Below are 26657 nucleotides of genomic sequence, written 5' to 3' on the forward strand. Positions count from 1 at the left end.
TCCGGGCCCAGGTTCAACTGCTAAAAAAGCGTGGTTGGCTCTGGTGCGCGCGATTTGCGGCACATGGGAAGAAGGGGCGGCGCAGTGTCCCGCGCCACCCCTGTTCACATACTTACTTACGGATGCCCAGCTTGGCGATAATGGCGCGGTAACGCTCCACGTCCTTCTTGGCCAGATAGTCCAGCATCTTGCGGCGCTTACCGACCATCTTCAGCAGCCCGCGGCGGCTGTGGTTGTCGTGGGTATGGATCTTCAGGTGCTCAGTGAGCTCCTGGATGCGGGCGGTGAGAATGGCGATCTGCACCTCGGGGGAGCCGGTGTCAGTGGGATGGGTGCGGTTGGCCTCGATCACGGCCGTCTTTTCGTCCTTACGGATCATGGGGAGATTCCACCTTTCTTTTTTGCTGCCCATGGAGCTGCGTAACGGGCGGGTGAAGCCCCCGCATGAGAGCGGGCAGTGTCCCGAAACGAGGCCGCAGGGCGTCTATACACGCTTTACGTGCTTTAGTAGATTATCATATTCTGGGTGCAAAGTAAAGAAAAAATTCCTGGATCAAGGCAAAAATTTACGGGGCCGCAACCTCTTGCGGCCCCACAGCGGGAAATTTGACATGCTTTACAGGTGCAGAAACCCGATCACGGCGCTCACCGTCAGGACCACGATGGCCGCACTGGCGCAGAAGTCCAGGGCCAGGGCGGCACGGCGGAGCCGTCTCCCAGTGCGGCGGGCGCGCCGCTGGGCGGGGCTCTCCTCCGGCACAAGCCGCAGCACCGTTCCCGTGTGCGGGGGCGCCTCCGCCTCAAACGCCGGGGAGCCCTCCGGCGCCGGGCTCCAGTTCCCGCCGGACACCGCCGCGAGCTTTTGGCGGTACGCCGCCAGGTCCACCAGGTTTCCCTCATGACGGATGAAATTGCTCGTCTCATAGTAAATGGTCTGCATACCGCGATCCCTCCCGCTGTTGATAGATCCAGCATAGCCGTTCTACTATCCCATAAAACGGACTTTTCAATCTTTCTATATCAAATAGACGATTTTGTCTGGGCTTTTGTTGCACAGAACTTTTGTTCGAGTCCATAATACAACAAACGTTCGATAAAAGTCAAGCAAAATTTTTGAAACATTTTCCCCCCACGAATCGTCTACCCTATTAGAAGGAAAAAAGCAACAAAGGAGGAAATCGGAATGAAAAAAGCACTGTCCCTGGTATTGGCGCTGTCCCTGCTGCTGGCGCTGTCGCTGCCTGCGGCGGCGGAGGAAGGCGCCGAGGCGCGGCTGAGCGCCGTGACCCTGGCGGTAAAGGAGACCCTGGATCTGGATACCGAGGCTTACAGCGATTTCAGCGGCTACCCGGAGGAGAACGCACTGGCCCCGCTCTGGTACCTTGACTGGTACGGCGATGGGGGCAGCCTCAGCGTCACCGCGGGGGAGGACGGCCGCATCCTCAGCTACTTCCGGCATGACGACACCGAGTATTGGGACCGGGGATTCCGGAATCCATCCTTCCCGGAGGGCGGGCGGGACGGGGCCCAAAAGGCCGCTGAGGCCTTCCTGGACAAGCTTCTGGCCGCCAATGAGACCGTGGTGTTCCAGGAGGACGGCGGGGAATCCCTGAACCAGTCCTCCTATTATTTCCGGGGGACCATCTGCCTCAACGGCGTCCCTTCCCCTCTGGGCATGCGCATCGAGGTCCGGGCGGCGGACAACTGCGTGATGAATTTCCGGCGGGACGATCTGGCCAGCAGCTACATCGGGACCGTACCCTCCGGGCAGGCCGACGTCTCCGCCCAGCGGGCGGGGGAGCTCCTCAAGGACATGCTCACCATGCGCCTGGAGTACAGCCTGAATGAGGACGGCAGGACCGCCTCCCTGCGCTATCTCCCCAACAGCCGGGACGACTACTATGTGGACGCCCACACCGGAGAGCTGGTGAACCTGACGGAGAAGCGGCGGGCGCTTGCCGACGGCGACAAGTTCTATGGGTATGCCGAAGAAATGTCCGCCAATACGGCCGCGGACGCGGGCGGCGGGGCCTTCCTCACTGAGGTGGAGCAGAGCGGCGTGGAGAAGCTCTCCGGCGTTCTGTCCGCAAAGGCCCTGGATCAAAAGGTGCGGGCCGTCTCAGAACTGGGGCTGGAGACCTATACCCTGGCCGAATCCCGGTTTTACCTGGAGACCGCCATCGCGGACGGCGGCACGGACACCGGGGACGTCTTTGCCCAGCTTACCTATGGAAAACAGAACGGTGAGGGCGGCATCTGGCAAAAATGCGTGACGGTGGACGCCCGCACCGGGGAACTGGAGAGCCTTTGGAGCGGCGGGCCCTGGAATGAGACCCTGCCCCGGACCGTGGACCGCACGGCGGCCCGGGAGAAGGCGGAGGCGTTCCTGACGCGTTACTGGGGCGAGGACTTCGCCCGGTGCGCCGGTTACGATAACAGCGCCCTCTATGGCGGGGATGTCCCGGCGGAAGACGTCACTACCACGGAGTGGTATTTCATCTATGCCCGCCAGGAGAACGGCTACTTTTTCCCGGACGATCAGTTCAGCGTGTCCATCAGTGCGCTGGACGGCTCCGTGAGCGGCTTCCAGCGCCGGGAGATCCCGGGGGTGACCTTTGAGAGCGCCGAGGGCCTGGTGTCCGCATCCGACGCGCTGGACGCCTGGTTCGGCACCTTTACAGTGGATCTGGGGTATCTGGCGGTCCCCGTGGAGCTGGACCTCTCCAGGCCAGAATATCAGCCCCTGGCCGCTCTGGGCTGGAACTGGTTCAGCGCCCTGGAGCTGGGCTGGAGTCTCACCCCCGACTACGACGTCCAGGGCGTGGACGCCAAGACCGGACAGGTCATCCGCAGCGAGCCCTGGTCCTGGAGCGGGCTTACCTACGACGATCTGGAGGGGAGCTGGGCCCGAACACAGATCGAGACGCTGGCCCGCTATCAGGTGGGCTTTGACGGCGGCTCCTTTGCGCCGGGAAAGACCCTGGTCCAGAAGGACATGGTGGCGCTGCTCCTGAGCATGCAGGGCTACCGCTACGACCCCGAAGACCTGGAGGGGGCCCAGGCGGACGACCTCTATCGCAGCGCCTACCGTATGGGAATCCTCACGCCCGAAGCGCGCAGCGATGACAAGATCCTCACCCGGGGCGAAACGGTCAAGCTGCTGCTGGACAGCGCCGGCTATGGCCCCATCGCCCGTTTCCAGGGCATCTACAAATGCTCTTACACCGATGAGGCGTCCATTCCCGCGGCATATTACGGCTATGCCGCCCTGGCCCAGGGGCTGGGCGTGATCCAGGGGGACGGCGGCGCCTTCGCCGCCGGACGGACCGCCACGCGGGCGGAGGCCGCGGCGATGATCTATAACCTGCTCAGCTATCGGTGACCCAGACCCTGCGTCCAATGCGGGCAAGACAAAACGAGGCCGGCGCGCCATCCGAATGGCGCGCCGGCCTCGCTGGTTCCGGGCTCAATAGCGCAGGTCCAATATGCCGATGATCTGGGCGATGCAGTCCTCGTCACAGGAGCCGAGGACCGTGGCGCCCCAATCCTTTACCGCCTGGGCGCAGTTGGCCGGGGCAAACGGAATGGCGGAGACGGCCAGCATGGGGATGTCGTTCTGATTGTCCCCCACACAGTAGATGTGCTCCCGGCGGATCCCCAGCAGCTCCGCCAGCTTGAGGACCATGCCCCCCTTGGTGGCGGTTTTGGCCGTGCATTCCAGGAGGACGGCGTTGGAGAAGATGACCTCGTACCGCTGGGGCCACCGCTCCCGCATCAGGGCCTGGGCCCGGAGCAGCACGTCGTGGTCGGCCTGGATCACCGCCTTGCTCCAGGGGGAGGGCATCTCCGTCAGGCCCATCTCGGTCCAGGTGGTCTTGACCCGCTCCACGTGCCGCTGGGTGTGGGCGTTGGGGCGGTAGATATACACGTCGTCGCCGTGGTAGGTCTCCACCCCCAGCGCGGGGATGGCGGAGCACAGCTCCCCCAGGTCCTCCGCCGCGCAGACGGGCAGGGGCAGGTCCACCACCGTGCGTCCGGCCCGGAAATCATAGAGCAGGGCGCCGTTGGAGAGGATCACAGGGGCATTGATGGGCGCGGCGTCCACATAGGGGGCGAAGGTGCGGTGGGCCCGCCCGGTGGAGACGGTAAACCGGCCCCCCTCCCGCACGAAGTATTCGAGGGCCTCCCGGTTCCCGCGGGACACCTCGCAGTCGGAGCCCACCAGCGTGTCGTCAAAGTCGCTGGCCAGCAGAACGCCCTCAAATTTGCCCAAGTGAATCACACACCTTATCTCTGAATGTCGGCCCCCAGATAGAACTTTTTCAGCGGCGCGTACAGCAGCGCCGCGATGACCAGTGCCAAAATGGTGTTGGGGAGCATATAGGAGCCGTTATAGACAATGGAATAGAGCGTAGGATTATCAAACACCGTGCCCAGGATCTCCGTGGGGGCGTAGATGCGGTAAATCGTCACGCCGCTGATGAAATGGACCACGAAGCGGGCGAAGCAGCCCAGCACGGTGCCGGCGAAGATGCCCCAGCGCTTCCCCTGAAAAAGGCCGGCGAGGCCCAGGGGGGTGAAGGCCACCAGGTAGTCGAGCAGCATGGACTGCCAGCCCCAGGCGTAGGCCCCGTCGAACATCAGCTGCAGCAGGCCGAAAACAAAGCCGGCCAACAGGCCGTCGGCCAGCCCCCAGCGGACGGCGAAGAGGAGGATGGGGAACATGGCGGGGGTGAGAGAGCCGCCGTTGGGCAGCTCCATGAGCTTGATATAGCTCAGGATCTGGGACAGGGCCACCATAATGGCGCCCTCACAGAGCATGCGGGTGGCGTTTCGCCTGGCGGGTTTGGATCTTGCGGTCGCGGTGTTTTCCATGGTGCATTTCTCCCTCGAACAAAATGTACCGCAGCGCAAACCTGGATACTCTGCGCAATGCGGTACGGGAGAAACGACATGAAAAGCCGAATCATCTTCCTACGCCGGCATTACCCGGATCAGGTTCAAGGGACCGGGGGCGGCGCTACGCCCCTGCATCTCAGCCGGACTTGCGTCCAGCGCCCCTGTATTCGATTTGTCCTGCGGTCGGTCCGTATTATATATCAGCCGGTCCGACTTTGTCAACCCGGGGCGTCAGCGCGCCAGTTTCCGCAGCGCCTGACTGAAATAGTCCGGCAGAGGACACTCCACCGTCACGCGCGTCCCCGCAGAGGGGTGGACGAAGGAGAGCCGCCGGGCGTGGAGACACTGCCCCGCCAGGCCCGGGACGGGCTTTTTCGCCCCATAGACCACATCTCCCAGCAGCGGGTGGCCGATGTAGGCCATGTGCACCCGGATCTGATGGGTGCGGCCCGTCTCCAGGCGGCATTGGATATGGGTATGGCCGGGGTAACGACCCAGAACGGACCAGTGTGTCACCGCCGCCCGTCCCCCCTTTGGGTCCACGCACATCCTTTTGCGGTCCGCCGGGTGCCGGGCGATGGGCGCGTCCACGGTGCCGGACGCCTCTTTCAGCGTGCCCACGCACACCGCCTCGTATTCCCGGTAGAGGGAGTGGTCCTGGAGCTGTGCGGCCAGGGCCAGGTGGGCGGCGTCGTTTTTGGCGGCGATGATGAGCCCCGAGGTGTCCCGGTCAATGCGGTGGACGATGCCGGGCCGCAGCGCCCCGTTGATTCCGGAGAGGCTATTTCCGCAGTGATATAACAGTGCGTTTACCAGTGTGCCGTCCGGATGACCGGGCGCGGGGTGGACCACCATGCCCACCGGCTTGTTGACCACGATGACGTCGGCATCCTCATAGACCACATCCAGCGGGATATTCTGGGGCCGGATGTCCACCTCCACCGGGTCGGGGAGGGAGAGCGCCACCGCGTCGCCGGGGGCGGTGCGGGTGTTTTTCCGGGCCGGCGCGCCGTTGAGGGTGACGGCTCCCTCCTCCAGCAGCCGCTGGGCGGCCGAGCGGGTGAGGCCGTCCACGGACCGGGCCAGGAGCTGGTCCAGCCGCTCCCCCTCCCGGTCAGCCCTCAGCAGGATGGGAGTCATCGGGGACCTCCTTTTTTTCCAGCTTATCATAGAAGAAGAGAAAGTAGACGCAAAAGGCGATGCCGCCGCAGACCACGCAGATGTCGGCCACGTTGAAGACGGCAAAATGCATGAACTGGAGGTTGAACATGTCGGTGACAAAACCGAAGAGGGCCCGGTCGATGAGATTTCCCACAGCGCCCGCCAGCACCACGGAGAGGGTGATCACGCCGAAGGGATGGGCCACCACCCTTTTGATCAGCGCGGCGGCGATGGCCGCCGCCACCACGGCGGAGATGATGGTGAGGAGCCAGGTATGGTCTTTGAAGATGGAGAAGGCCGCGCCGGTGTTCTGCACGTAGGTGAGCTCCACCAGCCCGGGGAGAAAGGGCATAGAGGCGCCCATGGGGATATTGGCGCGGACCAGGATCTTCACAAGCTGGTCCGCCGCCACCAGAAGGACGACGAGAATGGCGTACAGCATAGTTGGGTTACTCCTTGGGACGGCGATCCCGCCGTATTCTTGTTCCGCTGAAAGGTATTATATCAAAACGGCGGCATTTTGCAAGGAGAAGCGCGGAGCCGCCGCAGCGTGACAGACCCGGCCCCCAGGGACCGACTGGCGGGGAGGGTCCCACCCTCCGGGGGGTCCCCTTTCTTCCCGAAGAAAGGGGACGGAAAGAAGGGCCAAAGAGGGGGATTTCGATCTTCCCCCTCTTTGGAATCTCCCCTTTTAAAAACGACCAATAGGGGGGCCTCTGCCCCCCTATTGGAGACACCCCCCGGGGCCCTGTTCCCGCGCCGGTGCGCACCCCGGCAAGCTCGCCGTACCGCCAGGCGTCCCCCGGATAGAGCTGGGCGGCGTCCCTGTTCCACTTGCGGAGGCCGTAACGGCCGGGGCTGCTCCTCCCACAAAGCGGAAAGACGAAAGACGCCGTCTGCCTTTTGCCTGCGCCCCGTGCCAGGGTCCCCGTAAGAGCCCCTTTTTCTTTGGCATCCAAAACCGTTTCTTTTTCAAAGGGGAAAAAGAAATGGGTTTGGCCCCCGGAGGGCGGTGCCCTCCCCGATGGGGATCGGTCACGGCGAGGCTAAAGGGCGATTTCCTTTTTCGTCGTCCTGCACATCAGGTAATCTAAACTCACATGATAATAATCGGCCAGGAGAAGTGCAAAACGCAAGGGGAGCTCACGTTGGCCGCGCTCATATTTTGAGTAAAGGGACTGATCGCAGTTTAAGATTTTCGCCACCTGTGCTTGCGAGAGGTCTCTATCCTCGCGCAGTTCTCGCATTCGAGTATCCATTATAGTCATATTCGAATTTCCGGTACGGCCAGTACCAGTATGACCCAAGAGATAATCGATACTGACTTGGTAATAATCGGCCAATTGTATGAGCACAGGTGCCGTCAGTTCGATTTTACCGTTTTCGTATTGAGAGTATGTGTTCTGGGCAACACCGAGGATAGCTGCAACTTCTTGCTGGGTAATGTCGTGGTCTTGGCGAACTTCTTTTAAATTGCTACGTATTATCATAGGCCTCACCTCAATATCTATTATGCATTATCTGAAATCAAGATATTGACTTTTATCTGGAATACAGATAAAATAATTTTGAGGTGATAAGAATGCCTGCAACATTACGCGATCTGTTCTACTGCCGCTATGACCCCATGGAAGCCGCCGAGCCCAACCGCCCGGAATACAACGCGATCTATGAGGAGCTGGAACAGGTGGAGGGCGAACTGCGCAAGGCGCTGGGGGAGGAAGGGCGGGAAAAGCTGCGGCGGTTTTCCGTGCTGGAGGCGCAGCTCCGGAACATGTCCTACGGGGATTACTTCGCCGAGGGCTTCCACCTGGCCCTTGCCCTCCTCCGCGGCGGGCCATGCAGTCCTCCGGCTTGACGCAGCCGGTATAATATAATAAGGAAAGGAGGCCCCGTCATGAGTCTGTTCTGCTGCCCCCTCTGCGCCGCGCCCCTGGAAAAGACCGACAGGACCTACCGGTGCCCCAGGGGGCACAGCTTTGACCGGGCCCGGGAGGGCTATGTCCACCTCCTCCCCGCCAACCGGATGCACTCCAAGGCCCCGGGCGACGACAAGGCCATGGCCGCGGCCCGAAACCGCTTCCTGTCCGGCGGCTGGTACGCCCCCCTGCGCGACGCACTCTGCCGTCTGGCCGTGGACCATGCGCCGGCGCGCCCGGCCGTGCTGGACTCGGGCTGCGGGGAGGGGTATTACACCGCCGGTGTGTGCGCGGCCCTGGCGGCGGCGGGGAAACCGCCGGAGACGGCGGGCGTGGACCTGTCCAAGCCCTCCCTCCGCTGGGCGGCCCGGCGGGAGCCGCAGGCGGAGTTCGCCGTGGCCTCCGTCTACCATCTGCCGGTAGCGCCGTCGCGGGTGGACCTCCTGCTCAACTGCTTTTCGCCCCTGGCCCTGGAGGAGTTCCGGCGGGTGCTGCGGCCCGGCGGGGTGTTCCTCTATGTGGTCCCGGCGGCCCGGCACCTCTGGGAGCTCAAGCAGGTCCTCTATGAGCGGCCCTACCCCAACCCGGAGGAGGACATCCCCTATGAGGGCTTTGACTATCTGGAGGTCCTGCCTGTGGAGGAGACCCTCGCCATCCGCAGCCGGGAGCCCCTGCTGGACCTCTTCCAAATGACCCCGTACCGCTGGAAAACGCCCCGGACCGGCGTGGAGCGGCTGGAGGAGCTGGAGGCCCTGGACGTGACGGCCTCCTTCCGAATCCACGTGTTTCGGCGGAAATAAGAGAAGATATTGCATCCTTTTCCAGGATATGATAGACTATCGTGAGCGATTTGAGGTCGCGCCCCCGGAGCAGGAGGGCGTTTGGGTGCGGAACGGGGTTCCGCTTGCCTGCGGGAGACCTTGAATCAGGCAAGCTGAGTAAGAAAGGAACATGCACCCAATGGAAATCAACGGTGAAGAGGTCAACGAGATTGTACGCTACGACGAGCTGAAGCTGTCCCCCGAGATCATGCGGGCCCTGGAGAAAAAGGGCTATGTCCAGGCCACCCCCGTTCAGGGCGGGGCCATCCCCTATTTTATGGAATGGCGGGACGTGATCGCCAAGGCCCCCACCGGCACCGGCAAGACCTTTGCCTTCGGCATCCCCATGGTGGAGCACATCGACCCCCGGGAGGACGCGGTACAGGGTCTGGTCCTGGCCCCCACCCGGGAGCTGGCCATCCAGATCATGGCCGAGCTGCGGGATCTGTGCGAATTCAAGGAGGGGGTGCGCGCCGTGGTGCTCTACGGCGGCCAGCCCATCGACAAGCAGATCACCCAATTGAAGAAGCGGCCCCAGATCGTGGTAGCCACGCCCGGCCGCCTGATGGACCATATGAAGCGGCGCACCGTGCGGCTGGACAGGGTCCAGACCGTGGTGCTGGACGAGGCGGACCGGATGCTGGACATGGGCTTTATCCACGACGTGACCCGGATTCTGGACGCCATCAAGTCCAGGAAGAACCTGGGCATGTTCTCCGCTACCATCTCCCGGGAGGTCATGGACATCTCCTGGGTGTACCAGCGGGACCCGGTGGAGATCACCGTCCGGGCCGACGAGCAGAACAAGCCGGACATCCAGCAATACCGCATCGAGGTGGAGCGGGGGGACAAGACCGAGATCACCGCCCGCCTGCTGGAGGCCGGCAGCTATGAGCGGGCCATCGCCTTCTGCAACACCAAGAACATGACGGACCGGCTCTCCGGCCTTTTAAAGATGCGGGGCTTCTCCGCCGAGGCCATCCATGGGGACATCCAGCAGTCCGTGCGGGAAAAGACGCTCAACCGCTTTCGCAGAGGGGAGCTGCGGGTGCTGGTGGCCACCGACGTGGCCGCCCGCGGCCTGGACATCGACGACGTGGACGTGGTGTTCAACTACGATGTGCCCGATGAAAATGAATATTACGTCCACCGCATCGGCCGTACCGGCCGGGCCAAGCGCCACGGCGTGGCCTACACCCTGGTGTCCACCATCACCGAGAGCATGCGGATGGACGACATTGAAAAGGCCACCAAAAACAAGGTCCACCGCCTCAAGTATGAAAAGGGGACCCTGCTGGACCTGGAAGAGGGCAAATAATTTTATCCTTTTTTAATCTCGGCGCAAGGGTTATTTTAATCCTTGCGCCGTATACTATCCTCAGACATAGAAAAAAGGAGCGGTTGTCATGAACGAACCCAAAAAGCTCTGTCGCGTGGAGCATGGCGCCATGCTGGCCGGCGTGTGCGGCGGCATCGCCGAATATTTCAATCTGGACCCGGGCATCATCCGCCTGCTGTGGGTGATCTTCTGCTTTGCGGGCACGGTGGGCATCTGGCTCTATATCGCCGCCGCCATCATCCTGCCCAAGAAAAGCGAGGCATATCCGGGCTACTGAGCCGGGGAAGAGATCGGGGGGCGCCGCTGCGGCGCCCCCCGATCTTCTGCTCTGCGGCGGGTTTTTATCCGGAAGGATGTCTGCACGGACCTAAAGTGTGGTATACTGAAGAAAAAACGAGGGGGTGAGGGCCGGTGAGCTATTATGACAGGGTGTATGAGATCGCCCGGCGAATCCCCAGGGGCAGGGCGGCCACCTACGGCCAGATCGCCCTGATGACGGGTAGCCCGCGGGCCGCCCGGGCCGTGGGATACGCCATGGCCGCCTGCACCGATCCCGCCGTGCCCTGCCACCGGGTCATGGCCAGGGACGGGACCATCCGGGAGCACGCCTTCGGCCCCGGCGTGCAGCGGGCCCTGCTGGAGGCGGAGGGGGTGCCCTTTACTCCGGACGGGAGGGTGGATTTGTCCCGGTGCCGCTGGGACGGGCGGTAAAATCCCCGTCAAACCCTTGCGCGTTTCTCCGCGCCGTGGTACACTTCTGGCACAGGCAATTCCAACCAAGGAGATTTTGACGCCCATGATTGATTTTCAACTCCCCCGTCTGTCCGACAAGCCCTGGGTGGACGACCTGCTGCGGCAGGCCAATTACCGGGGCTGTGAGTATAACTTTACCAACCTCTACGCATGGAGCCCCGCCTATGACCAGCGTATCGCCCGGGTGGACGGCTTCCTGGTGACCCATCTGTGCGGCTCGCTGGGGTGCTCCTATATCTACCCCGCCGGCCAGGGCGATGTGGCCCCGGTCATCCGGGCCATGGAGCGGGACGCGGCCGAGCGGGACAAGCCCTTCCGCATGGTCTGCCTCACCCCCCGCCAGGTGGAGGAGATGGAGGCCCTTTTTCCCGGTGAATTCCACTTTGAGGCCGACCGGGACGGCTTTGACTACCTCTATGAGATCGACCGCCTGGCCGACCTCACCGGCAAGAAGCTCCACGCCAAGCGCAACCACATCAACCGTTTTATGGAGAACAACCCCAGTTGGACCTACGAGGAGATCACGCCTGAGACCCTCCCCGCGTGCCTGGAGATGGACAAGGAGTGGTACCGCCGCAGCATGGTGCGGGAGGGCCTTGCGGAGGAGCGGGACCTGGGCGATGAGGGCCGCGCCCTCCGCCTGGCCATGGAGCACTACCACGAGCTGGGCCTGGAGGGAGGACTCATCCGGGTCTACGGCGAGGTAGTGGCCTTTACCATGGGGGACATGCTCTGCGCCGACACCTTTGACGTCCACTTTGAAAAGGCATACGGAGAGCTCCAGGGGGCCTACGCCATGATCAACCGGGAGTTTGCCCGGCAGGTGCGGGCACGCCACCCGGAGATCAAATACCTCAACCGGGAGGACGACATGGGCGTGGAGGGCCTGCGGAAAGCCAAGGGCTCCTATTATCCGGACCTGATGGTGGAGAAGTACTTCGCCACGAAAGAATGACCGACGGACACCGTCCGTTCCCGAGAGGAGTGTGACCCCATGATCGAGATCCGCCCCGCCAAGCCGGATGAGCTCCTCCGCCAAAAGGAGCTGTGGAAGCTGGCTTTCGGCGATGAGGACGACTATATCGACTATTTTTTCGCCCATGGAGAGGAGAGCCAGGTGCTGGTCCTGCTGGAGGACGGAGTCGTCTACACGATGGTGGCGCTGTTTCCGGTGGCCCTCGCCCTGCCCGGCGGGAGAAAGGCCAGCTCCGCCTATATCTATGCCCTGGCCACCCACCCGGACGCCCGAAAAAAGGGCTTTGGCCGATACATCCTCAGCTATGTGGACTTTTATTTAAAGGAGCGGGGGGCCGACTGCGTCACCATTGTCCCCGCGGAGGTCTCCCTGCATAAATTTTTTGGCACCACCGGTTTTTCTGAATGTTTTTCCACCCGGAAGGTGGAGCTGCTGCGCAGCATGGTGGGCGTTCCGGCGGCGGGCGACACGCTGGAGCGGGTGGACCCGGAGACGTACAACCGCCTGCGGGAAGAACTGCTGGCCGAGACGCTGCATGTCGTCTACAGCGACTCCCTCGTGGCCTATCAGGAGGGGCTCTCCCACATGGCCAACGGAGCGCTGTTCCGCCTGCGGGTGGCCGGGAGCGAGGGGCTGGCCTGCACCGAGTATCTGGATGACGACACCGTCATGGTGAAGGAGTTGCTCATTCCCCAGCCTGGGATGGCCGGGGCGGCCGCGCTGATCGGCGCGGAGATGCCCGCCGTGCGCTATCATCTGCGCACGCCGCCCTTCTGGGACGGCGTGTCCGGGAGCTATCTGCAGGCCTTTGCCATGGTAAAATGGTACGACGCCGCCCTGGAACGGGAATGGCGGGAATACCGCCGGGGCTATATGGGCCTGGGGTTCGACTAAAGAGGCTGAAAAAGAGAATACTAGACCTTGACCGAAAGTGGAAAAAGCCCCAAGTGCAGGGACCATTTTCAGGCAAGCTCTAGGCAAGACTGTGGCCGCCGGCGGCCGGGGATTTGCCCCGCCGCCGGCGGTTTTGAATTTCTATGCATGATGCAATTCATTTTTGCTCCGTGACAGGAAATTTTCATGGACAAAATGCAGCTATTTCGTCCTTCTGGAAAAGACATTTGCAGGATTTGAAGGAGATTCCATCAATTTGAAGGCGTATTTCCCTTGACGGACAAAAGTTTATAGTATAAAATAATAAGACCTGTGTATGGGGAGTTTCCCTGATTTTGGATACAGAAATATGCAATAGAAAAGTGGGAAGTGAAGAAATGGCAAAGTATGTCCTTAAGCGTGTGCTGATGGCACTCTTTACGATTTTCCTCGTGGCCACGCTGACATTTTTCCTGATGAAGGCGGTCCCAGGCAACCCCTTTGTGAGTGAAAAGACGCCGCCGCAGTCGGTGCTGGACGCCCTGAATGAGAAGTACGGTCTGGATCAGCCGCTGAGCGTCCAGTATTTCAAGTATATGGGCAATCTCCTCCGGGGGGATCTCGGCGTCTCCGTCAAGATGCAGAAGAACTACCCGGTGATCAGCATCATCAAGGAGATGTTCCCCGTCTCCGCCAAGATCGGCGCGTTTGCCCTCCTCTGGGCGGTGCTGGTGGGCGTCCCGCTGGGATGTCTGGCGGCCTATAACCGGGGCACCGCCACGGACAGCACGCTGCGGGTGGTCTGTACCGTGGGTATCTCCATGCCCTCCTTCGTGGTGGCGAGCCTGCTGCTGATCGTATTCTGCGGCGGCGTGGTGGGCTGGTTCCCAAGTATTTTCGACGGTTCGCCCCGCAGCTATGTGCTGCCCTGCTTCTCCCTGGGCTTCTACCCCATGTGCTATATCGCGCGCCAGTCCAGGGCCGCCATGCTGGACGCCATCAATCAGGAGTATATCAAGACGGCCCGGGCCAAGGGGCTCAAGACGGGGAAGATCATCTTCAAGCACGCCCTCCGGAACGCCCTGATCCCTGTTCTTACCTATCTGGGGCCCCAGGTGGCCTTTACGCTGTGCGGGGGCTTTGTGGTGGAAAAGGTCTTTACCATCGGCGGGCTGGGCCGTTATTTCGTCCAGTCCGTGTCCAACCGGGACTACCCGGTCATCATGGGCACCACCATCTTCCTGGCCTCCTTCATCATCATTATGAACCTGCTGGTGGACATCCTCTATAAAGTGGTCGATCCCCGCATCACCCTCGGAAAGGAGAGCTGAGCATGGCAGACAAAATGAAAAAGGCCAAATTCGGCTCCCTCCAGCTCGATGTGGAGGATGTGATCTCCTGGAGCGAGCTGACCAACGCCGATTTTGCACCCGCCTCCTCGCAGGAGAAGGAAAATTTCATCCAGGACCGGGAGAGCGTGTCCTTCTGGAAGGACGCGGGACGACGGTTCCGCAAAAATACCGTGGCCATGGTGGCGCTGGTCATTCTGATCCTGGTGGCCCTCTTCGCGTTCCTGGGCCCGGTCATCGTGCCCTATGGCTACGACCAGTTCATCGCGGGCTCCGAGAACCTGCACCCCTGGCACTACACTTTGGAGGACCAGGAGAAGCTGGCCGCGGCCCAGATGACGCCCGAGGAGGCCTGGGCCAAGGCCCAGGAGGAGGCCGCCGCCCAGGGCAAGACCCTGGGGCCGGTGGATAAGGCCAAGATCATGGCCGCGGCCAAGGCCAGCGGCGGCGCGGACACCGATGAGCTCCGCAAGGAGTTGGGCATCAGGGCCCGCCTGTTTGGCTACTCCAACGCCGAGCTCCAGCGCAAGGCCGCGGGGGAGAGCGTGTTTCCTCACGTCTTTGGCACGGACAAGTTCGGACGCGACATCATGGTCCGGGTCATGATCGGCACCCGGGTGTCCATGGTGGTGGGCCTGTCCGCCGCCCTGCTTGTGCTGGTCATCGGCGCCCTGTACGGCTCCATCTCCGGCTATCTGGGCGGCAAGGTGGACGCCGTCATGCAGCGCATCGTTGAGATCATCTACTCCATCCCCGAGGTGCTGGTCATCCTCCTCATCGCCACCGTCATCGGTGACGCGTTGACGAGTTATGTAAACTCACATTCGGGCTTCATCGCGGATATGGCCAACGTATTGGGCGCCAACCTCATCTCCATGTTCATCGCCTTCGGCCTTTTGTACTGGGTCACCATGTCCCGCATCATCCGCGGCCAGATCCTTCAGCTCAAGCAGCAGGAGTACGTCACCGCCGCCCGGGCCCTGGGCGCCTCCGGCCCCCGCATCATCAAAAAGCATCTGCTGCCCAACTGCATTGGGCAGATCGTGGTCACCACCTGCCTCCAGATCCCCTCCGCCATCTTCCTGGAGTCCTTCCTCTCCTTCCTGGGCGTGGGCGTGTCCACGCCTATGACCAGCCTGGGCTCCATGGCCTCCGAGGCCCTGGGCGGCATGACCACCTATCCCTACCGCCTGCTCTTCCCCGCGCTGATCCTGAGCATTATGATCCTGTCCTTCAACCTGGTGGGCGACGGGCTCCGGGACGCCCTGGACCCGAAGCTAAAGAAATAAGAAAGGAGGAGACAGCATATGACACAGAATGAAACCGTAAAGCAGCACGACGAGCGGCTCCACACCGAGACGCACGCCGCCGACGATGCGGGTGGAAAGCTGCTGGAAGTGAAGGACCTCCACGTCTCCTTCTTCACCCCGGCCGGTGAGGTCAAGGCGGTGGGCGGCATTTCTTACAGCGTCAACTACGGCGAGGTCATGGGCATCGTGGGCGAGTCCGGCTCCGGCAAGAGCGTGGAGGCCTATTCGGTCATCGGGCTTTTGCAGTCCCCCGGCAAGGTCATCGGCGGGTCCATTACCTTTGAGGGCGAGGACGTGCTGGCCTTTACCAAGGATCAGATGACCGACTTCCGGGGAAACAAGGTGGCCATGATTTTCCAGAACCCCATGACCTGCCTCAACCCCGTCTACACGGTGGGCAACCAGCTCATTGAGGCCCTGAAGGCCCACGACAAGTCCATTTCCAAGGAGGACGCCGCCAAACGCGCCATGGAGATGCTGGAGCTGGTGGGCATCAACAATGTGGAGAAACGGATGAAGCAGTATCCCCACGAGTTCTCCGGCGGCATGCGCCAGCGCGTCATGATCGCCATGGGCCTCATCTGTCACCCCAAGCTGCTCATCGCGGACGAGCCCACCACCGCCCTGGATGTGACCATCCAGGCCCAGATCCTGGAGCTCATGAAGGACCTCCAGAAAAAGACGCATATGGGCATCATCTTTATTACCCACAATCTGGGCGTGGTGGCCGAGATCTGCGACAAGGTCTGCGTCATGTATGCCGGTAAGATGGTGGAACAGGGACCTGTGGACGATATCTTCTATAACCCCTCTCACCCCTACACCGTGGGGCTGCTGCGCTCCATGCCCCGTGTGGACGCAGAGAGCCATGAGCGGCTCATCCCCATCGAGGGAACGCCGGTGGACATGCTCAATCCGCCCGAGGGCTGCCCCTTCGCCCCCCGGTGTGAGCACGCCATGAAGATCTGCCTCAAGAAGATGCCGCCCTATGTGGAGATCGGCAAAGACCACCGCTCGGCCTGCTGGCTGCGGGTACAGGACCAGTTGGAGCGGGAAAAGACCGGAACCGGGGAGGTGGAGAGCCATGAATGAGAATATCCTCGTCCAGGTGGACCACCTGACCAAGTATTTCCCCATCAAGGGGCAGAAGGGCCCCGGCGTACAGGCGGTGGAGGACGTGTCCTTTGCCATCCACGAGGGGGAGACCCTGGGGCTGGTGGGCGAGTCCGGCTGCGGCAAGACCACCCTGGGGCGCACCATCCTCCGTCTCCATGAGCCCACCTCCGGCACCATCCTATACCGGGGGGAGCCCATCTATCAGCATGAATATCCCTTTGAGGCAAAGACGGTCACCGTCAGGGGTCAGGACGGCGCGACGGTGGAGAAGACCGAGCTCATCCGCAAAAGGGTGCCCAGGGAGAAGGCGGTGGATATGCTGCCTTACCGCCGGAAAATGCAGATCATCTTTCAGGACCCCTCCGCCTCTCTGGACCCCCGCATGACCGTGGGAGAGATCATCGGAGAGGCCATCGACATCCACAAGCTCTGCGCCTCCAAGGCGGAGCGAACCGACCGGATCAAGGAGCTGCTGGGCCGCGTGGGCCTCAACACCGAGCATGCCAACCGCTACCCCCACGAGTTTTCCGGCGGCCAGCAGCAGCGTGTGGGCATTGCCCGCGCCCTGGCCGTGAAGCCGGAATTTATTGTCTGCGACGAGCCGATCTCCGCGCTGGACGTGTCCATCCAGTCCCAGGTGGTCAACATGCTGGAGGACATGCAGCAGGAGCTGGGCCTCACGTATCTCTTCATTGCCCACGACCTCTCGGTGGTGCGGCACATCTCCCGCCGCATCGGCGTGATGTACCTGGGCACCATGGTGGAACTGGCCGAGAGCTATGAGCTCAATAAGCACCCGCTCCACCCCTATACCAAGACGCTGCTCTCCGCTGTACCGGTGCCCGATCCGGAGGTGAGCCGCACCCGCCAGCGCATCGTGCTGGAAGGGGATATCCCCTCCCCCATCAATCCCCCCACGGGCTGCCGGTTCCACACCCGCTGCCCCTATGCCACTGAGGCGTGCAAACAAAAGGCCCCGGCGTTCAAGGAATACGCACCCGGCCACTGGGCGGCCTGTCACCTGCTGGAAAAGAGCGGGGCCTGAGTATTCCGGGCCCTCCGCAAAACGCTCCCGGCGGCAGGGCGAATTCAGATATTTAACACTTTTGAAACATTTGCTTTACAAATATACCACAGGGATGGTATAATGCAGCATACGGCGGAGGATACTTTTTCTTCCAACCGGGAACGGCGCATGCGCCGTTTTATGTCCCCGACTTGGGGACATAATGTCTGTTGGTATCCGGTCCCGCGTGCGGGACACAGATGATACAAAATATTTCAGGAGGTAATGAAATGAACGGCAAAAAGCTTCTTGCTCTGTCTCTGGCCGGCGTGATGTCTCTCGGGCTGCTGGCCGGCTGCGGCGGCGGCGGTAACGCCACCACCCCTGCTCCCGGCGACACCACTGCTCCTGGGGATACTTCCGCCCCCAGCGCCGGCTTCAACATGAGCGTCTGCATCGCTTCCGAGCCTCAGACCATCGACCCCGCGCTGAACTCCGCCGTGGACGGCGGCATCATGACCCAGCATGTGTTCGAGGGCCTGATGAAATGGTCCGACAGCGGCGAGGCCGTGGAGGGCGCTCAGGGCGCCAACCTGGCCGAGCTGGTCCCCGGCCAGGCCGAGACCTATGACAAGGTGGTCAATGACGACGGCACCGTTACCTATACCTTCCATCTCCGCGACGGCATCAAGTGGTCCGACGGCCAGCCCGTCACCGCCGGCGACTTTGTATATGCCTGGCAGCGCTTGGCCACCCCCGCCACCGCCGCCGACTACTGCTACATGATCGATATGGTCAAGGGCTATGATCTGGTCAACACCGGCACTCCCACCGGCCAGTTCGAGACCAAGGTCAACGCGGACACCGGCGAGGAGGAGCAGGTCGAGATCATGGATCACGCCGATCCCACCACGCTGGGCGTCTCCGCTCCCGACGACAAGACCTTTGTGGTCGAGCTGACCTATGACTGTCCCTACTTCCTGGAGGTCTGCGCCTTCCCCGCCACCCTGCCCGTCCGCGAGGACATCGTCTCCGCCAATCCCGACGGCTGGACCCATGACGTGTCCACCTATATCGGCAACGGCGTCTATAAGATGACCGATTGGCAGCACAATGCCCGCATCGTCATGGAGAAGAACACCGAGTACTACGGCTATTCCGCCGACAAGGGCCCCGACACCCTCACCTTCATGCTGATGGACGACGCCAACGCCATGCTGTCCGCCTTCAACTCCGGCGAGCTGGACTTTACTGAGGACGTGCCCGTGGATGAGATCCCCACCCTCCTCAACGACGGAAAGCTGAACATCGTGCCCTATATCGGCACCTACTATGTCTGCTACAACGTCACCGCCGCCCCCTTTGACGACTGGCGTGTGCGCAAGGCCTTTACCCTGGCCATCGACAGCCAGTATATCGTGGACAACGTGACCCAGACCGGCCAGGTCCCGGCCACTGGCTTTGTGCCCTCCGGCGTGGGCGATGTGACCGGTGATCCCGACTTCCGCGCCGTGGGCGGCGACTACTGGACCGCCCCCACCACCTCCGAGCAGTATGAGAAGAACTGTGAGGAGGCCCGTCAGCTCCTGGCCGACGCCGGGTATCCCAACGGCGAGGGTTTCCCCACCGTCACCTACCTCTACAACACCTCCGACAACCACAAGGCCATCGGCGAGGCCCTCCAGAGCCAGTGGCAGACCGCCCTGGGCGTCACCGTGAAGCTGGAGAACCAGGACTGGTCCGTGTTCCTGGAGACCCGTAAGCAGGGCCAGTATCAGATCGCCCGCAACGGCTGGATCGCCGACTACAACGACCCCATCTCCTTCCTGGATATGTGGCTCACCGGCGGCGGCAACAACGACGCCCAGTATTCCAGCGCCGACTATGACGCCGCTATTGCCGAGGCCAAGGCCAGCTCCGACGCGCAGGTCCGCATGGACGCCATGCACCGCGCCGAGGATATCATTATAGGTCAGGACTGGGCTCTGGGTCCCATCTACTTCTACACCCAGAAGTATATGCTCAACTCCGACATCAACGGCATGTATTATACGCCCCTGGGCTACTTCTTCTTTGATAACTGCACCAAAGGCTGATTAGCAGAAATGAGGAAAGGGCCGCACCTGCACGGTGCGGCCCTTTCTTTTATGGAATCTGACCAGTGTGGGAGGTCATTCATTTATATCCTATATAATGTGCATAAAAACCGGGAAGAGCCGGAAAAAGGCTTGCATTTTTTAAGAATCAGATGTATAATCATACGCACAAAAGACCAAATGGTCAAAGAGGAGAGAAATGGAATGAAACATCAGAAGAACATGCTCTGCCTCGGCCTCGCCGCCGTGCTGAGCCTCAGCCTGCTGACCGCCTGCTCCGGTGGGAACAGCGCCGCCACCCCCGCACCGGCCGACACCACAGCGCCTACTGATACCGCCGCGCCCGCGGATACCACCGCCCCTGCTGGATTCACCACCGTGGAGGAGGGCAAGCTCCATATGTCCACCAACGCCGCCTTTCCTCCCTATGAAATGACCACCGATGCCGGCGGCTTCGAGGGCATCGACGTGGAGGTGGCCGGTGCCATCGCCGAGAAGCTGGGCCTGGAGCTGGTGGTGGATGATATGGGCTTTGACGCCGCCCTCACCGCCGTCCAGACCGGCCAGAGCGACATCGCCATGGCGGGTATCACCGTCACCGAGGAGCGCCAGGAGGTCATGGACTTTTCTGAGTCCTACGCCACCGGTATCCAGGTGGTCATCGTCAAGGAGGACTCTCCCATTGAGACAGTGGACGATCTGGCCAACGCTGATATGATCGGCTGCCAGAAGGCCACCACCGGCTACATCTACTGCTCCGACACCCCGGAGAACGGCGGCTATGGCGAGGACCATGTCACCGCCTATGAAACTGGCGCTGTGGCCGTTCAGGCTCTGGTGAACGGTCAGGTGGATGCCGTAGTCATCGATAACGAACCCGCCAAGGCCTACGTGGCCGCCAACCCCAGCCTGAAGATCCTGGACACGGAGTTTGCCGTGGAGGACTATGCCATCGCGCTCCAGAAGGGCAACACCGGGCTGCTGGAGGCCGTCAACGCCGCCATGGACGAGTTGAAGGCGGACGGCACCTTCCAGACCATCGTGGACAAGTACATCACCGCCGAGTAACAGCCATTTCAGTAAGGAAAAGGGCGGCCTTCAAAGGCCGCCCTTTTCCCTGCACCAGACACAGAAAGGAGAGGGGCCTATGTTCCAAGGGGCGATAGACTGGCTGGACAGGATCGGCCCACGGGTCTACACGGCGTTTGTGGAGGGGGACCGCTGGAAACTCTACCTGAAAGGGTTGGGCCTGACCCTGGAGATGACCGTGGTCGCCCTGTGCTTCGGCTTGGTCCTGGGGCTGATCGTGGCCGTGATCCGCACGGCCCATGATCAGCAGCGGGTGGACCGGCGGAAAAATCCCCTGCTGGGGCTTTTAAATGGGATCTGTCAGATTTACACCACCGTCATCCGGGGCACCCCCATGCTGGTCCAGCTGTTCATCTGGACCTTCGTCATCTTCCCCTCGGTCCGGAATAAAGTCCTGATCGGCTTCATCGGACTAGGGGTCAACTCGGGGGCCTATGTAGCGGAGATCGTCCGGGGAGGCTTGATGAGCGTGGACGTCGGCCAGTCCGAGGCCAGCCGCTCCCTGGGAATGAACTACGTGGACACCATGCGCTTCATCGTGGTCCCCCAGGCGTTCAAGAACATCCTGCCTTCCTTGGGCAACGAGTTTATCACGCTGTTTAAAGACACCTCTCTGGTGCAGGCCATCGGCGGCACAGAGCTGCTCTACTACGCCAGCACCATCGGCGGCAGGACCTTCGACTATATGCCACCCCTGATTGGCATTGCGGTGATGTATCTGGTGGTGGTGATTGTCCTGACCTGGCTCCAGAGCAAGCTGGAAAGGAGGCTGCGTCAAAGTGATCGACGTTAAAGGGCTCTCAAAATCCTTCGGCGACCATCTGGTGCTGGACAACATCGACCAGCACATCTCCCCGGGGGAGAAAGTGGTGGTCATCGGCCCTTCCGGCTCCGGAAAGTCCACCTTCTTGCGGTGTCTGAACCTGCTGGAGCAGCCTACCGCCGGCACGATCACCTTCGACGGCGTCGTCATCACCGACCCCAAGGTGGACATTGACGCCATCCGGCGGCAGATGGGCATGGTCTTCCAGCACTTCAACCTCTTTCCCAACATGACCATCCGCCGGAACATCACCCTGGCACCGGTGCGCACGGGACTCATGAAGCAGGAGGAGGCAGACGCCGAGGCCGCCAAGCTCCTGGAGCGGGTGGGCCTTACCGAAAAGGCCGATTCCTACCCCGCGCAGCTCTCCGGCGGACAGAAGCAGCGCATCGCCATCGTCCGGGCCTTGGCGATGAAGCCCAAGCTGATGCTTTTTGACGAGCCCACCTCCGCCCTGGACCCCGAGATGGTGGGCGAGGTGCTGGACGTGATGAAGGAGCTGGCCCGGGAGGGTATGACCATGGTGGTGGTCACCCATGAGATGGGCTTTGCCCGGGAGGTGGGTTCCCGGGTCATCTTCATGGATGGTGGGAAGATCGTGGAGGAAAACGAACCCCATGCCTTCTTTGCCGGCCCCAAAGAGCAGCGGACCATCGACTTCCTGTCGAAGGTGCTGTAAGGCGGCCGGTCCCATTCGAGATGGGCGCCGCCCCTCGAGCTCCCCTGCCTGATTCGTACCGTCATTCAGTATGGGACGGAAGATTTTTCGACAAATGGAAAGCGCGGAGGCGATCGCCTCCGCGCTTTTTAACGGCTCCATCCGGTTTAATACGCCACGCCCCAGTAGATCATATGCTTGGCGGGCTTGCCACAGATGGCGCAGGTGTCTCCCAGGTGTTCCTGCTCGAAGGGGATGCACCGGGAGGAGACCCCGGCCTCCTCCTTCATGCGCAGCTCGCACTCCAGATCGCCGCACCACATGGTCTTGGCAAAGCCGCCGCGCTGGGCCATCTTCTCCTTGACCTCTTCCAGGGAGGCGCAGGCGTAGGTGTTCTCCTCCAGGTTCCGCTTGGCGCGGGCGTAGAGCCCGTCGTGGACGGCGTCCAGCAGTTCCCGGACTTTGTCCTCCAACTGGCCGAGAGGGACGAAGACCTTTTCGCCGCTGTCCCGGCGGGCGATGACGCACTGGTCCTTCTCGATATCCTTGGGGCCGATCTCCACCCGGAGGGGCACGCCTTTCATCTCGTACTCGGCGGCCTTCCAGCCCATGGACTGCTCGGAGTCGTCCATCCTGGCGCGGATACCGGCGGCCTGAAGGCGCGCCAGAAGGGTGGCGGCATGGTCTAGTACGCCGGGCTTGTGCTGGGCCACAGGAATGACCACCGCCTGGATGGGGGCGATGCGGGGGGGCAGCACCAGACCGTTGTTGTCGCCGTGGGTCATGATGATGCCGCCGATCATGCGGGTGCTGACGCCCCAGGAGGTCTGGTGGGGATAGTGGAGCTGGTTGTCTCTGCCGGTGAAGGTGATGTCGAAGGCGCGGGCAAAGCCGTCGCCGAAATAGTGGCTGGTGCCCGCCTGGAGGGCCTTGCGGTCGTGCATCATGCACTCCACCGTGTAGGTCTCCTCCGCGCCGTTGAACTTCTCCTTTTCAGTCTTCCGGCCCCTGACCACGGGCATGGCCAGCACGTTCTCCATAAAGTCGGCATAGACGCCCAGCATCCGCTGGGTCTCCTCCCGGGCTTCGTCTTCCGTGGCGTGCATGGTGTGGCCCTCCTGCCAGAGAAATTCCCGGTGGCGCAGGAAGGGGCGGGAGGTCTTTTCCCAGCGGAGCACGCTGCACCACTGGTTGTAGAGCTTGGGCAGGTCGCGATGGGAGTGAATGATGTTCTTGTAGTGCTCACAGAAGAGCGTCTCGGAAGTGGGGCGGATACAGTAGCGCTCCTCCAGCTTTTCGCTGCCGCCGTGGGTGACCCAGGCGCACTCCGGGGCAAAGCCCTCCACATGGTCTTTCTCTTTCTGCAAGAGGGACTCGGGGATGAGCATGGGCAGATACACGTTTTCGTGGCCGGTTTTTTTGAACTCCGCATCCATGAGGCGCTGGATGTTTTCCCAGATGGCATAGCCATAGGGGCGGTAGATGAACATGCCCTTGATGCTGGAGTAGTCGATGAGCTCGGCCTTGGTGCACACGTCGGTGTACCATTTGGCGAAGTCCACTTCCATATCCGTGATCTGCTCCACCTGCTTCTTGTCTGCCATAGTCTATCTCAATCCTTTACGAATCAAATTCACCGCTTATTGTATGAGGAAACGGGTGAAAAGTCAAGTATGGGGGCCGATCTTCCTCCTCTTGGGATCAAACGGCCGCCCGCCGACCCGTATATTTTGCATCAAAAGCCGCAAACTGTCTCTGTAAGGGGGTGCGGGAGATGCGTATCGGGATCTGGGAGCGGAACGAGGGCCTGCGGGAGGTCATACTGGAAGGTCTGCGGGCGGCGGGGGCGGAACCGCCCGTCCTGGAGGCAGGGGCCCATCCGGCGGACTTTTCAGGGGAGCTGGACCTGCTGGTGATCTCACCGGAGGCGGTGGGATGGGCGGGGGCCGGACAGATCCACGCTGGGACCGTGCTCCTGAGCGGTGCCGCGGGGCCCCTTGCACGGGTCCTGCGGACAGAGAGGGCCGTGAGCTATGGGACCTCGGCACGGGATACGCTGACCCTCTCCAGCCTGGAGGGGGATCAGATCTGTGTGGCGATTCAGCGGGACATCGTCACCGTATCCGGCGCCGTGGTGGAGCGGCAGGAGCTGGTGCTCCCCTTTCCGCCGGGGCGCTCCCCCCTGCCCTGGCTGTGCGCCGTGGGGGCGCTGCTTCTGATGGATGTACCGCCGGAGAGGCTGGAATAGCGTGCAGAGAGGGAGGAGCTTGGCGCTCCTCCCTCTCTGCACGTCTATTGCGCCAGGCCGTCCAGGGCGGCCTGGGCCGCCTGGCTGTCGTTGGCCACCACAAGCAGGACGGAGCTGCCGGATTCCTTCACAATGGCCTGCTCCAGCTTGGGAAGCTCAGAGGGGAGGTACCCCTCGCAGGCGTCCTTCTGGTCGGATACCCGGGCTTCCAGGGCCTTACGGGCGTTGGCAGCCTCCTCCTGTGTGGAAAAGACCAGCACGGCGATCTCCTCCGCGGTGGCACCGGTGGAGGTATAGACCGCAGCCGCTTCCGGCTGGGACTCCAGGCCATAGAGGCTGGAGATCAGATCGGCGTCCAGCGCCTCCAGGGTCTCGGAAAAGGCGCCGGAGTCCAGCAGGGCCTGGGCGGTGGCATCGGGGTCGTATGCCCCGGCGGGCGCCCCGCCGCCGGAACAGGCGGCCAGGATCAGGGTGAACGCCAGTGCCGCGCAGAGAGAAAACAGTTTTTTCATCATAGATACTCCTTATGCTTCCGTCCCCTCCGCCTGCCCCTGGCCGGCCCGATAGGCCTCCGGGTCCACGGTGTGGGTTTTGAGGTATCCATACCACTTTTCGTACCAACTCCGGGTGAAGTGGATGCCGTCGGTGGTGCTCTCGGCGGGGAGTGTGCCGCTGTCATCCGCCATCACGGACTGGACGTCTACGTAGACGGCGCGCTTGTCCGCACAGACTCGGCGGAGGATCTCATTGTAGTTGGCCACATTTTCATTGTTGAGCCAGGCGGCCGGGTTCATCTGGTGGGCCTTTTCCGGCTCCACCGGGATCAGGGACTGTATGTAGATCACAGCCTCCGGCTGCCGGACGCGGATCTCGTCGATCAGAAGGGCGAAGGCATCCTGGAAAGCCTGGTCGTCGCCGTAGCCCAGCTCATTGATGCCGAACATGACATAGACCTTGCCGTACTGTTTTTCCTCCAGCCATGCCAGCGCCGTTTTTTTGTCGCCCACCCCGTTCTTGGGAATGGCCTTGGCGTCCACGCCGCCGGTGCCGGTGACCTGAAAGACCATGAGGGACTTATAGGCCAGAAAGTCCGCGCCGCGGATGCCGCTGTAGAGCCGAAGACCGTCGGAGCGGGAATCCCCGAGAAAGACGGCGTCGGAAAACCAGTCGTCCTCCACCGCGCCGGTCTCCGGGGCGGGGAGGGAGAAATCCAGCGCCGGGGCCGGCACAGGAGTGGGCTCCGGCGCTGCGGAGGGGATGGCGGACGCTGTGGAAGGCGGGAGCACGGCGTCCGTCGGGGCGGAGACCGCAGCGGACGGACCGGGCTGCTGGGCCAGGGCCCCCAGGGAGAGGGCACCCAGCACCCCGGCGCACAGGAACACCGCGGCCAGCAGCAGCCGTCTGCGGTGGCCCAGGGTCCCATTGTCGTTTTTCTCCAGGACGCGCTTTCCGTCCTTCTGCTCTGTCATGGGTTCAGGTGCTCCTCTCTCGTCTGTCTCGATCCGCCCAGGATCAGGCGGCGGACGTCGCCGTAGTCGGCGGCGGTATAGGTGGGAAACGCGTCCGGCGCGGGGGGCAGACCGCCGGGATTGTACCAGATGGTGTCGATCCCGGCGGCAATGCCGCCCTTGATGTCGGACTGGAGGCCGTCCCCCACCATGACGGCGCGGGACTTGTCCCGCACCCCCATCCCGGCAAAGGCGCGGTCAAAAAAGGCCCTCTGGGGCTTCTGCGCGCCCAGTTCCTCCGAGATGTATACCCCCTCCAGCCAGGGAGAGAGCGGGGAAGCCGCCAGCCGGGTGTGCTGGACCCGGGCCACCCCGTTGGTGGCCAGCGCCAGCCGGCACCCGCCCCGGACCAGGTCCCGGCACAGCGCTTCGGCCCCAGGCAGGAGACGGCTGCAAGCCGCCATGTGGGACAGGTAGTCCCGGTTGAAGGCAGCCGGATCGTCCGTACCGCCCAGGACCCGGGTGAGCAGGCGAAAGCGCTCCACCAGCAGAAATTCCTGAGTGACCTCGCCGCGGTCAAAGGCGGACCAGAGGTCCCGGTTGAAGCCCAGGTACAGCGCTTCGGTTTCCGGCGTGGCGGGGTAGCCGCGCTCCTCCAGGACCAGCCGCAGAGCGGCGTGCTCGGCGGCGTCGAAGTCGAAGAGTGTGTTGTCGGCATCTAAAAAGACGATGTCATAGCGGGGCATAGCGACCTCCTGAGAAAAGAATTGCGT

General features: G+C 62.2%; 28 protein-coding genes and 1 riboswitch. Of the genes, 17 read left to right on the forward strand and 11 right to left on the reverse strand.

The genetic code is table 11. The annotated features are described in order from the left end of the window. Nucleotides 1-112: 112 nt before the first annotated feature. The gene (rpsO, locus tag SRB521_RS00725; protein ID WP_033118406.1) at nucleotides 113-379 is read right to left on the reverse strand and encodes a 30S ribosomal protein S15; all 267 of its coding nucleotides are present in this window, start codon (nucleotides 377-379) and stop codon (nucleotides 113-115) included. A gap of 237 nt (nucleotides 380-616) precedes the next feature. Beyond that, nucleotides 617-940 (reverse strand): hypothetical protein, encoded by a 324-nt coding sequence (locus SRB521_RS15905; RefSeq protein WP_075704982.1) that lies wholly within the window; start codon nucleotides 938-940, stop codon nucleotides 617-619. Between the two features lie 243 nt (nucleotides 941-1183). Here SRB521_RS15905 and SRB521_RS00735 point away from each other — a divergent pair, with 243 nt between their 5' ends. Then, on the forward strand, nucleotides 1184-3382 hold the full coding sequence (locus SRB521_RS00735; protein WP_116721566.1) for an S-layer homology domain-containing protein: 2199 nt from the start codon (nucleotides 1184-1186) through the stop codon (nucleotides 3380-3382). A gap of 84 nt (nucleotides 3383-3466) precedes the next feature. Here the strand turns inward: SRB521_RS00735 and SRB521_RS00740 are convergent, their stop codons facing one another. The 5 genes from SRB521_RS00740 to SRB521_RS16840 all read right to left on the reverse strand — a co-directional run bounded on the left by SRB521_RS00740 (nucleotide 3467) and on the right by SRB521_RS16840 (nucleotide 7550). Then, a complete protein-coding gene (locus SRB521_RS00740; RefSeq protein ID WP_116721565.1) occupies nucleotides 3467-4282 on the reverse strand; it encodes an HAD-IIB family hydrolase in 816 nt (271 codons plus the stop codon). A 5-nt stretch (nucleotides 4283-4287) separates the two neighbouring features. Beyond that, entirely contained in the window at nucleotides 4288-4875 is a 588-nt protein-coding gene (gene thiT, locus SRB521_RS00745) for an energy-coupled thiamine transporter ThiT (RefSeq protein ID WP_075704984.1), read from the reverse strand. Nucleotides 4876-4953: 78 nt separating this feature from the next. Further along, nucleotides 4954-5072: riboswitch (TPP riboswitch) on the reverse strand. 58 nt (nucleotides 5073-5130) lie between these two features. Next, nucleotides 5131-6039 (reverse strand): RluA family pseudouridine synthase, encoded by a 909-nt coding sequence (locus tag SRB521_RS00750; RefSeq protein ID WP_058116846.1) that lies wholly within the window; start codon nucleotides 6037-6039, stop codon nucleotides 5131-5133. Further along, nucleotides 6014-6502 (reverse strand): signal peptidase II, encoded by a 489-nt coding sequence (gene lspA / locus SRB521_RS00755; RefSeq protein WP_116721564.1) that lies wholly within the window; start codon nucleotides 6500-6502, stop codon nucleotides 6014-6016. Before lspA ends, SRB521_RS00750 begins: the two co-directional genes overlap by 26 nt. A 604-nt stretch (nucleotides 6503-7106) precedes the next feature. Continuing rightward, nucleotides 7107-7550 (reverse strand): helix-turn-helix domain-containing protein, encoded by a 444-nt coding sequence (locus tag SRB521_RS16840; protein ID WP_371744255.1) that lies wholly within the window; start codon nucleotides 7548-7550, stop codon nucleotides 7107-7109. A 92-nt stretch (nucleotides 7551-7642) separates the two neighbouring features. Between SRB521_RS16840 and SRB521_RS00770 the strand changes: the two genes are divergently transcribed. The 15 genes from SRB521_RS00770 (at nucleotide 7643) to SRB521_RS00840 (ending at nucleotide 22209) form a co-directional block, all read left to right on the forward strand. Continuing rightward, nucleotides 7643-7918, forward strand: coding sequence for a DUF6809 family protein (locus SRB521_RS00770; protein WP_075704986.1), 276 nt, complete (start codon nucleotides 7643-7645; stop codon nucleotides 7916-7918). 39 nt (nucleotides 7919-7957) lie between these two features. Then, a complete protein-coding gene (locus tag SRB521_RS00775; RefSeq protein ID WP_116721563.1) occupies nucleotides 7958-8779 on the forward strand; it encodes a putative RNA methyltransferase in 822 nt (273 codons plus the stop codon). Nucleotides 8780-8939: 160 nt separating this feature from the next. Next, nucleotides 8940-10118, forward strand: a complete 1179-nt coding sequence (locus tag SRB521_RS00780) for a DEAD/DEAH box helicase (protein ID WP_033118414.1) — start codon at nucleotides 8940-8942, stop codon at nucleotides 10116-10118. Nucleotides 10119-10206: 88 nt separating this feature from the next. Continuing rightward, the gene (locus tag SRB521_RS00785) at nucleotides 10207-10416 is read left to right on the forward strand and encodes a PspC domain-containing protein (RefSeq protein ID WP_116721562.1); all 210 of its coding nucleotides are present in this window, start codon (nucleotides 10207-10209) and stop codon (nucleotides 10414-10416) included. A 134-nt stretch (nucleotides 10417-10550) separates the two neighbouring features. After that, nucleotides 10551-10850, forward strand: coding sequence for an MGMT family protein (locus tag SRB521_RS00790; RefSeq protein WP_058116848.1), 300 nt, complete (start codon nucleotides 10551-10553; stop codon nucleotides 10848-10850). A gap of 85 nt (nucleotides 10851-10935) precedes the next feature. Continuing rightward, nucleotides 10936-11847, forward strand: a complete 912-nt coding sequence (locus tag SRB521_RS00795; protein WP_033118417.1) for a DUF2156 domain-containing protein — start codon at nucleotides 10936-10938, stop codon at nucleotides 11845-11847. 39 nt (nucleotides 11848-11886) lie between these two features. After that, entirely contained in the window at nucleotides 11887-12762 is an 876-nt protein-coding gene (locus SRB521_RS00800) for a GNAT family N-acetyltransferase (protein WP_058116849.1), read from the forward strand. A gap of 377 nt (nucleotides 12763-13139) precedes the next feature. Further along, a complete protein-coding gene (locus tag SRB521_RS00805; protein ID WP_058116850.1) occupies nucleotides 13140-14072 on the forward strand; it encodes an ABC transporter permease in 933 nt (310 codons plus the stop codon). Between the two features lie 2 nt (nucleotides 14073-14074). Then, nucleotides 14075-15379 (forward strand): ABC transporter permease, encoded by a 1305-nt coding sequence (locus SRB521_RS00810; RefSeq protein WP_033118420.1) that lies wholly within the window; start codon nucleotides 14075-14077, stop codon nucleotides 15377-15379. An 18-nt stretch (nucleotides 15380-15397) separates the two neighbouring features. Continuing rightward, nucleotides 15398-16492 carry an ABC transporter ATP-binding protein gene (locus SRB521_RS00815; RefSeq protein WP_081959924.1) on the forward strand — a complete coding sequence of 365 codons (1095 nt, stop codon included), beginning with the start codon at nucleotides 15398-15400 and terminating at the stop codon, nucleotides 16490-16492. Beyond that, entirely contained in the window at nucleotides 16485-17561 is a 1077-nt protein-coding gene (locus SRB521_RS00820; protein ID WP_033118421.1) for an ABC transporter ATP-binding protein, read from the forward strand. Before SRB521_RS00815 ends, SRB521_RS00820 begins: the two co-directional genes overlap by 8 nt. 251 nt (nucleotides 17562-17812) lie before the next feature. Continuing rightward, complete coding sequence (locus tag SRB521_RS00825; RefSeq protein ID WP_116721561.1) at nucleotides 17813-19618, forward strand: peptide ABC transporter substrate-binding protein; 1806 nt, start codon at nucleotides 17813-17815, stop codon at nucleotides 19616-19618. Nucleotides 19619-19822: 204 nt separating this feature from the next. Continuing rightward, complete coding sequence (locus SRB521_RS00830) at nucleotides 19823-20686, forward strand: transporter substrate-binding domain-containing protein (RefSeq protein WP_058116852.1); 864 nt, start codon at nucleotides 19823-19825, stop codon at nucleotides 20684-20686. A 79-nt stretch (nucleotides 20687-20765) separates the two neighbouring features. After that, nucleotides 20766-21500, forward strand: a complete 735-nt coding sequence (locus SRB521_RS00835) for an amino acid ABC transporter permease (protein WP_116721560.1) — start codon at nucleotides 20766-20768, stop codon at nucleotides 21498-21500. After that, on the forward strand, nucleotides 21487-22209 hold the full coding sequence (locus tag SRB521_RS00840) for an amino acid ABC transporter ATP-binding protein (protein ID WP_033118424.1): 723 nt from the start codon (nucleotides 21487-21489) through the stop codon (nucleotides 22207-22209). The genes SRB521_RS00835 and SRB521_RS00840 overlap by 14 nt, the downstream gene beginning before the upstream one ends. A 146-nt stretch (nucleotides 22210-22355) precedes the next feature. On the opposite strand, the gene proS is transcribed toward SRB521_RS00840, so the two are convergent. Then, nucleotides 22356-23792, reverse strand: coding sequence for a proline--tRNA ligase (gene proS, locus SRB521_RS00845; protein WP_116721559.1), 1437 nt, complete (start codon nucleotides 23790-23792; stop codon nucleotides 22356-22358). A gap of 170 nt (nucleotides 23793-23962) precedes the next feature. On the opposite strand from proS, the gene SRB521_RS00850 reads away from it, so the two are divergent. After that, nucleotides 23963-24436, forward strand: coding sequence for a hypothetical protein (locus tag SRB521_RS00850; protein ID WP_207742506.1), 474 nt, complete (start codon nucleotides 23963-23965; stop codon nucleotides 24434-24436). Between the two features lie 44 nt (nucleotides 24437-24480). Here SRB521_RS00850 and SRB521_RS00855 read toward each other — a convergent pair whose 3' ends face one another. From SRB521_RS00855 to SRB521_RS00865, 3 genes are read right to left on the reverse strand one after another with little or no spacing between them, the layout of a single operon-like run. Continuing rightward, nucleotides 24481-24951: a DUF4358 domain-containing protein gene (locus tag SRB521_RS00855; RefSeq protein WP_116721558.1), complete on the reverse strand. Its 471-nt coding sequence runs from the start codon at nucleotides 24949-24951 to the stop codon at nucleotides 24481-24483. Nucleotides 24952-24960: 9 nt separating this feature from the next. Next, a complete protein-coding gene (locus SRB521_RS00860; RefSeq protein ID WP_116721557.1) occupies nucleotides 24961-25905 on the reverse strand; it encodes a GDSL-type esterase/lipase family protein in 945 nt (314 codons plus the stop codon). Then, complete coding sequence (locus tag SRB521_RS00865; protein WP_116721556.1) at nucleotides 25902-26630, reverse strand: YjjG family noncanonical pyrimidine nucleotidase; 729 nt, start codon at nucleotides 26628-26630, stop codon at nucleotides 25902-25904. The genes SRB521_RS00860 and SRB521_RS00865 overlap by 4 nt, the downstream gene beginning before the upstream one ends. Nucleotides 26631-26657: the final 27 nt, after the last annotated feature.

This window comes from Intestinimonas butyriciproducens (assembly GCF_004154955.1).
In the GTDB taxonomy this organism is placed as follows: domain Bacteria; phylum Bacillota; class Clostridia; order Oscillospirales; family Oscillospiraceae; genus Intestinimonas; species Intestinimonas butyriciproducens.

Bases quoted from the DNA above. Each gene is read 5' to 3' on its own strand.
- lspA (WP_116721564.1), bottom strand. From the start codon at position 6,502: ATGCTGTACGCCATTCTCGTCGTCCTTCTGGTGGCGGCGGACCAGCTT.
- SRB521_RS00855 (WP_116721558.1), bottom strand. From the start codon at position 24,951: ATGATGAAAAAACTGTTTTCTCTCTGCGCGGCACTGGCGTTCACCCTG.
- SRB521_RS00780 (WP_033118414.1), top strand. From the start codon at position 8,940: ATGGAAATCAACGGTGAAGAGGTCAACGAGATTGTACGCTACGACGAG.
- SRB521_RS00830 (WP_058116852.1), top strand. From the start codon at position 19,823: ATGAAACATCAGAAGAACATGCTCTGCCTCGGCCTCGCCGCCGTGCTG.
- SRB521_RS00835 (WP_116721560.1), top strand. From the start codon at position 20,766: ATGTTCCAAGGGGCGATAGACTGGCTGGACAGGATCGGCCCACGGGTC.
- SRB521_RS00825 (WP_116721561.1), top strand. From the start codon at position 17,813: ATGAACGGCAAAAAGCTTCTTGCTCTGTCTCTGGCCGGCGTGATGTCT.
- SRB521_RS00860 (WP_116721557.1), bottom strand. From the start codon at position 25,905: ATGACAGAGCAGAAGGACGGAAAGCGCGTCCTGGAGAAAAACGACAAT.
- SRB521_RS00805 (WP_058116850.1), top strand. From the start codon at position 13,140: ATGGCAAAGTATGTCCTTAAGCGTGTGCTGATGGCACTCTTTACGATT.
- SRB521_RS16840 (WP_371744255.1), bottom strand. From the start codon at position 7,550: ATGATAATACGTAGCAATTTAAAAGAAGTTCGCCAAGACCACGACATT.
- proS (WP_116721559.1), bottom strand. From the start codon at position 23,792: ATGGCAGACAAGAAGCAGGTGGAGCAGATCACGGATATGGAAGTGGAC.
- SRB521_RS00800 (WP_058116849.1), top strand. From the start codon at position 11,887: ATGATCGAGATCCGCCCCGCCAAGCCGGATGAGCTCCTCCGCCAAAAG.
- SRB521_RS00795 (WP_033118417.1), top strand. From the start codon at position 10,936: ATGATTGATTTTCAACTCCCCCGTCTGTCCGACAAGCCCTGGGTGGAC.
- SRB521_RS00775 (WP_116721563.1), top strand. From the start codon at position 7,958: ATGAGTCTGTTCTGCTGCCCCCTCTGCGCCGCGCCCCTGGAAAAGACC.
- SRB521_RS00815 (WP_081959924.1), top strand. From the start codon at position 15,398: ATGACACAGAATGAAACCGTAAAGCAGCACGACGAGCGGCTCCACACC.
- SRB521_RS00750 (WP_058116846.1), bottom strand. From the start codon at position 6,039: ATGACTCCCATCCTGCTGAGGGCTGACCGGGAGGGGGAGCGGCTGGAC.
- SRB521_RS00785 (WP_116721562.1), top strand. From the start codon at position 10,207: ATGAACGAACCCAAAAAGCTCTGTCGCGTGGAGCATGGCGCCATGCTG.
- thiT (WP_075704984.1), bottom strand. From the start codon at position 4,875: ATGGAAAACACCGCGACCGCAAGATCCAAACCCGCCAGGCGAAACGCC.
- SRB521_RS00865 (WP_116721556.1), bottom strand. From the start codon at position 26,630: ATGCCCCGCTATGACATCGTCTTTTTAGATGCCGACAACACACTCTTC.
- SRB521_RS00820 (WP_033118421.1), top strand. From the start codon at position 16,485: ATGAATGAGAATATCCTCGTCCAGGTGGACCACCTGACCAAGTATTTC.
- SRB521_RS00850 (WP_207742506.1), top strand. From the start codon at position 23,963: ATGCGTATCGGGATCTGGGAGCGGAACGAGGGCCTGCGGGAGGTCATA.
- rpsO (WP_033118406.1), bottom strand. From the start codon at position 379: ATGATCCGTAAGGACGAAAAGACGGCCGTGATCGAGGCCAACCGCACC.
- SRB521_RS00810 (WP_033118420.1), top strand. From the start codon at position 14,075: ATGGCAGACAAAATGAAAAAGGCCAAATTCGGCTCCCTCCAGCTCGAT.
- SRB521_RS00770 (WP_075704986.1), top strand. From the start codon at position 7,643: ATGCCTGCAACATTACGCGATCTGTTCTACTGCCGCTATGACCCCATG.
- SRB521_RS00735 (WP_116721566.1), top strand. From the start codon at position 1,184: ATGAAAAAAGCACTGTCCCTGGTATTGGCGCTGTCCCTGCTGCTGGCG.
- SRB521_RS15905 (WP_075704982.1), bottom strand. From the start codon at position 940: ATGCAGACCATTTACTATGAGACGAGCAATTTCATCCGTCATGAGGGA.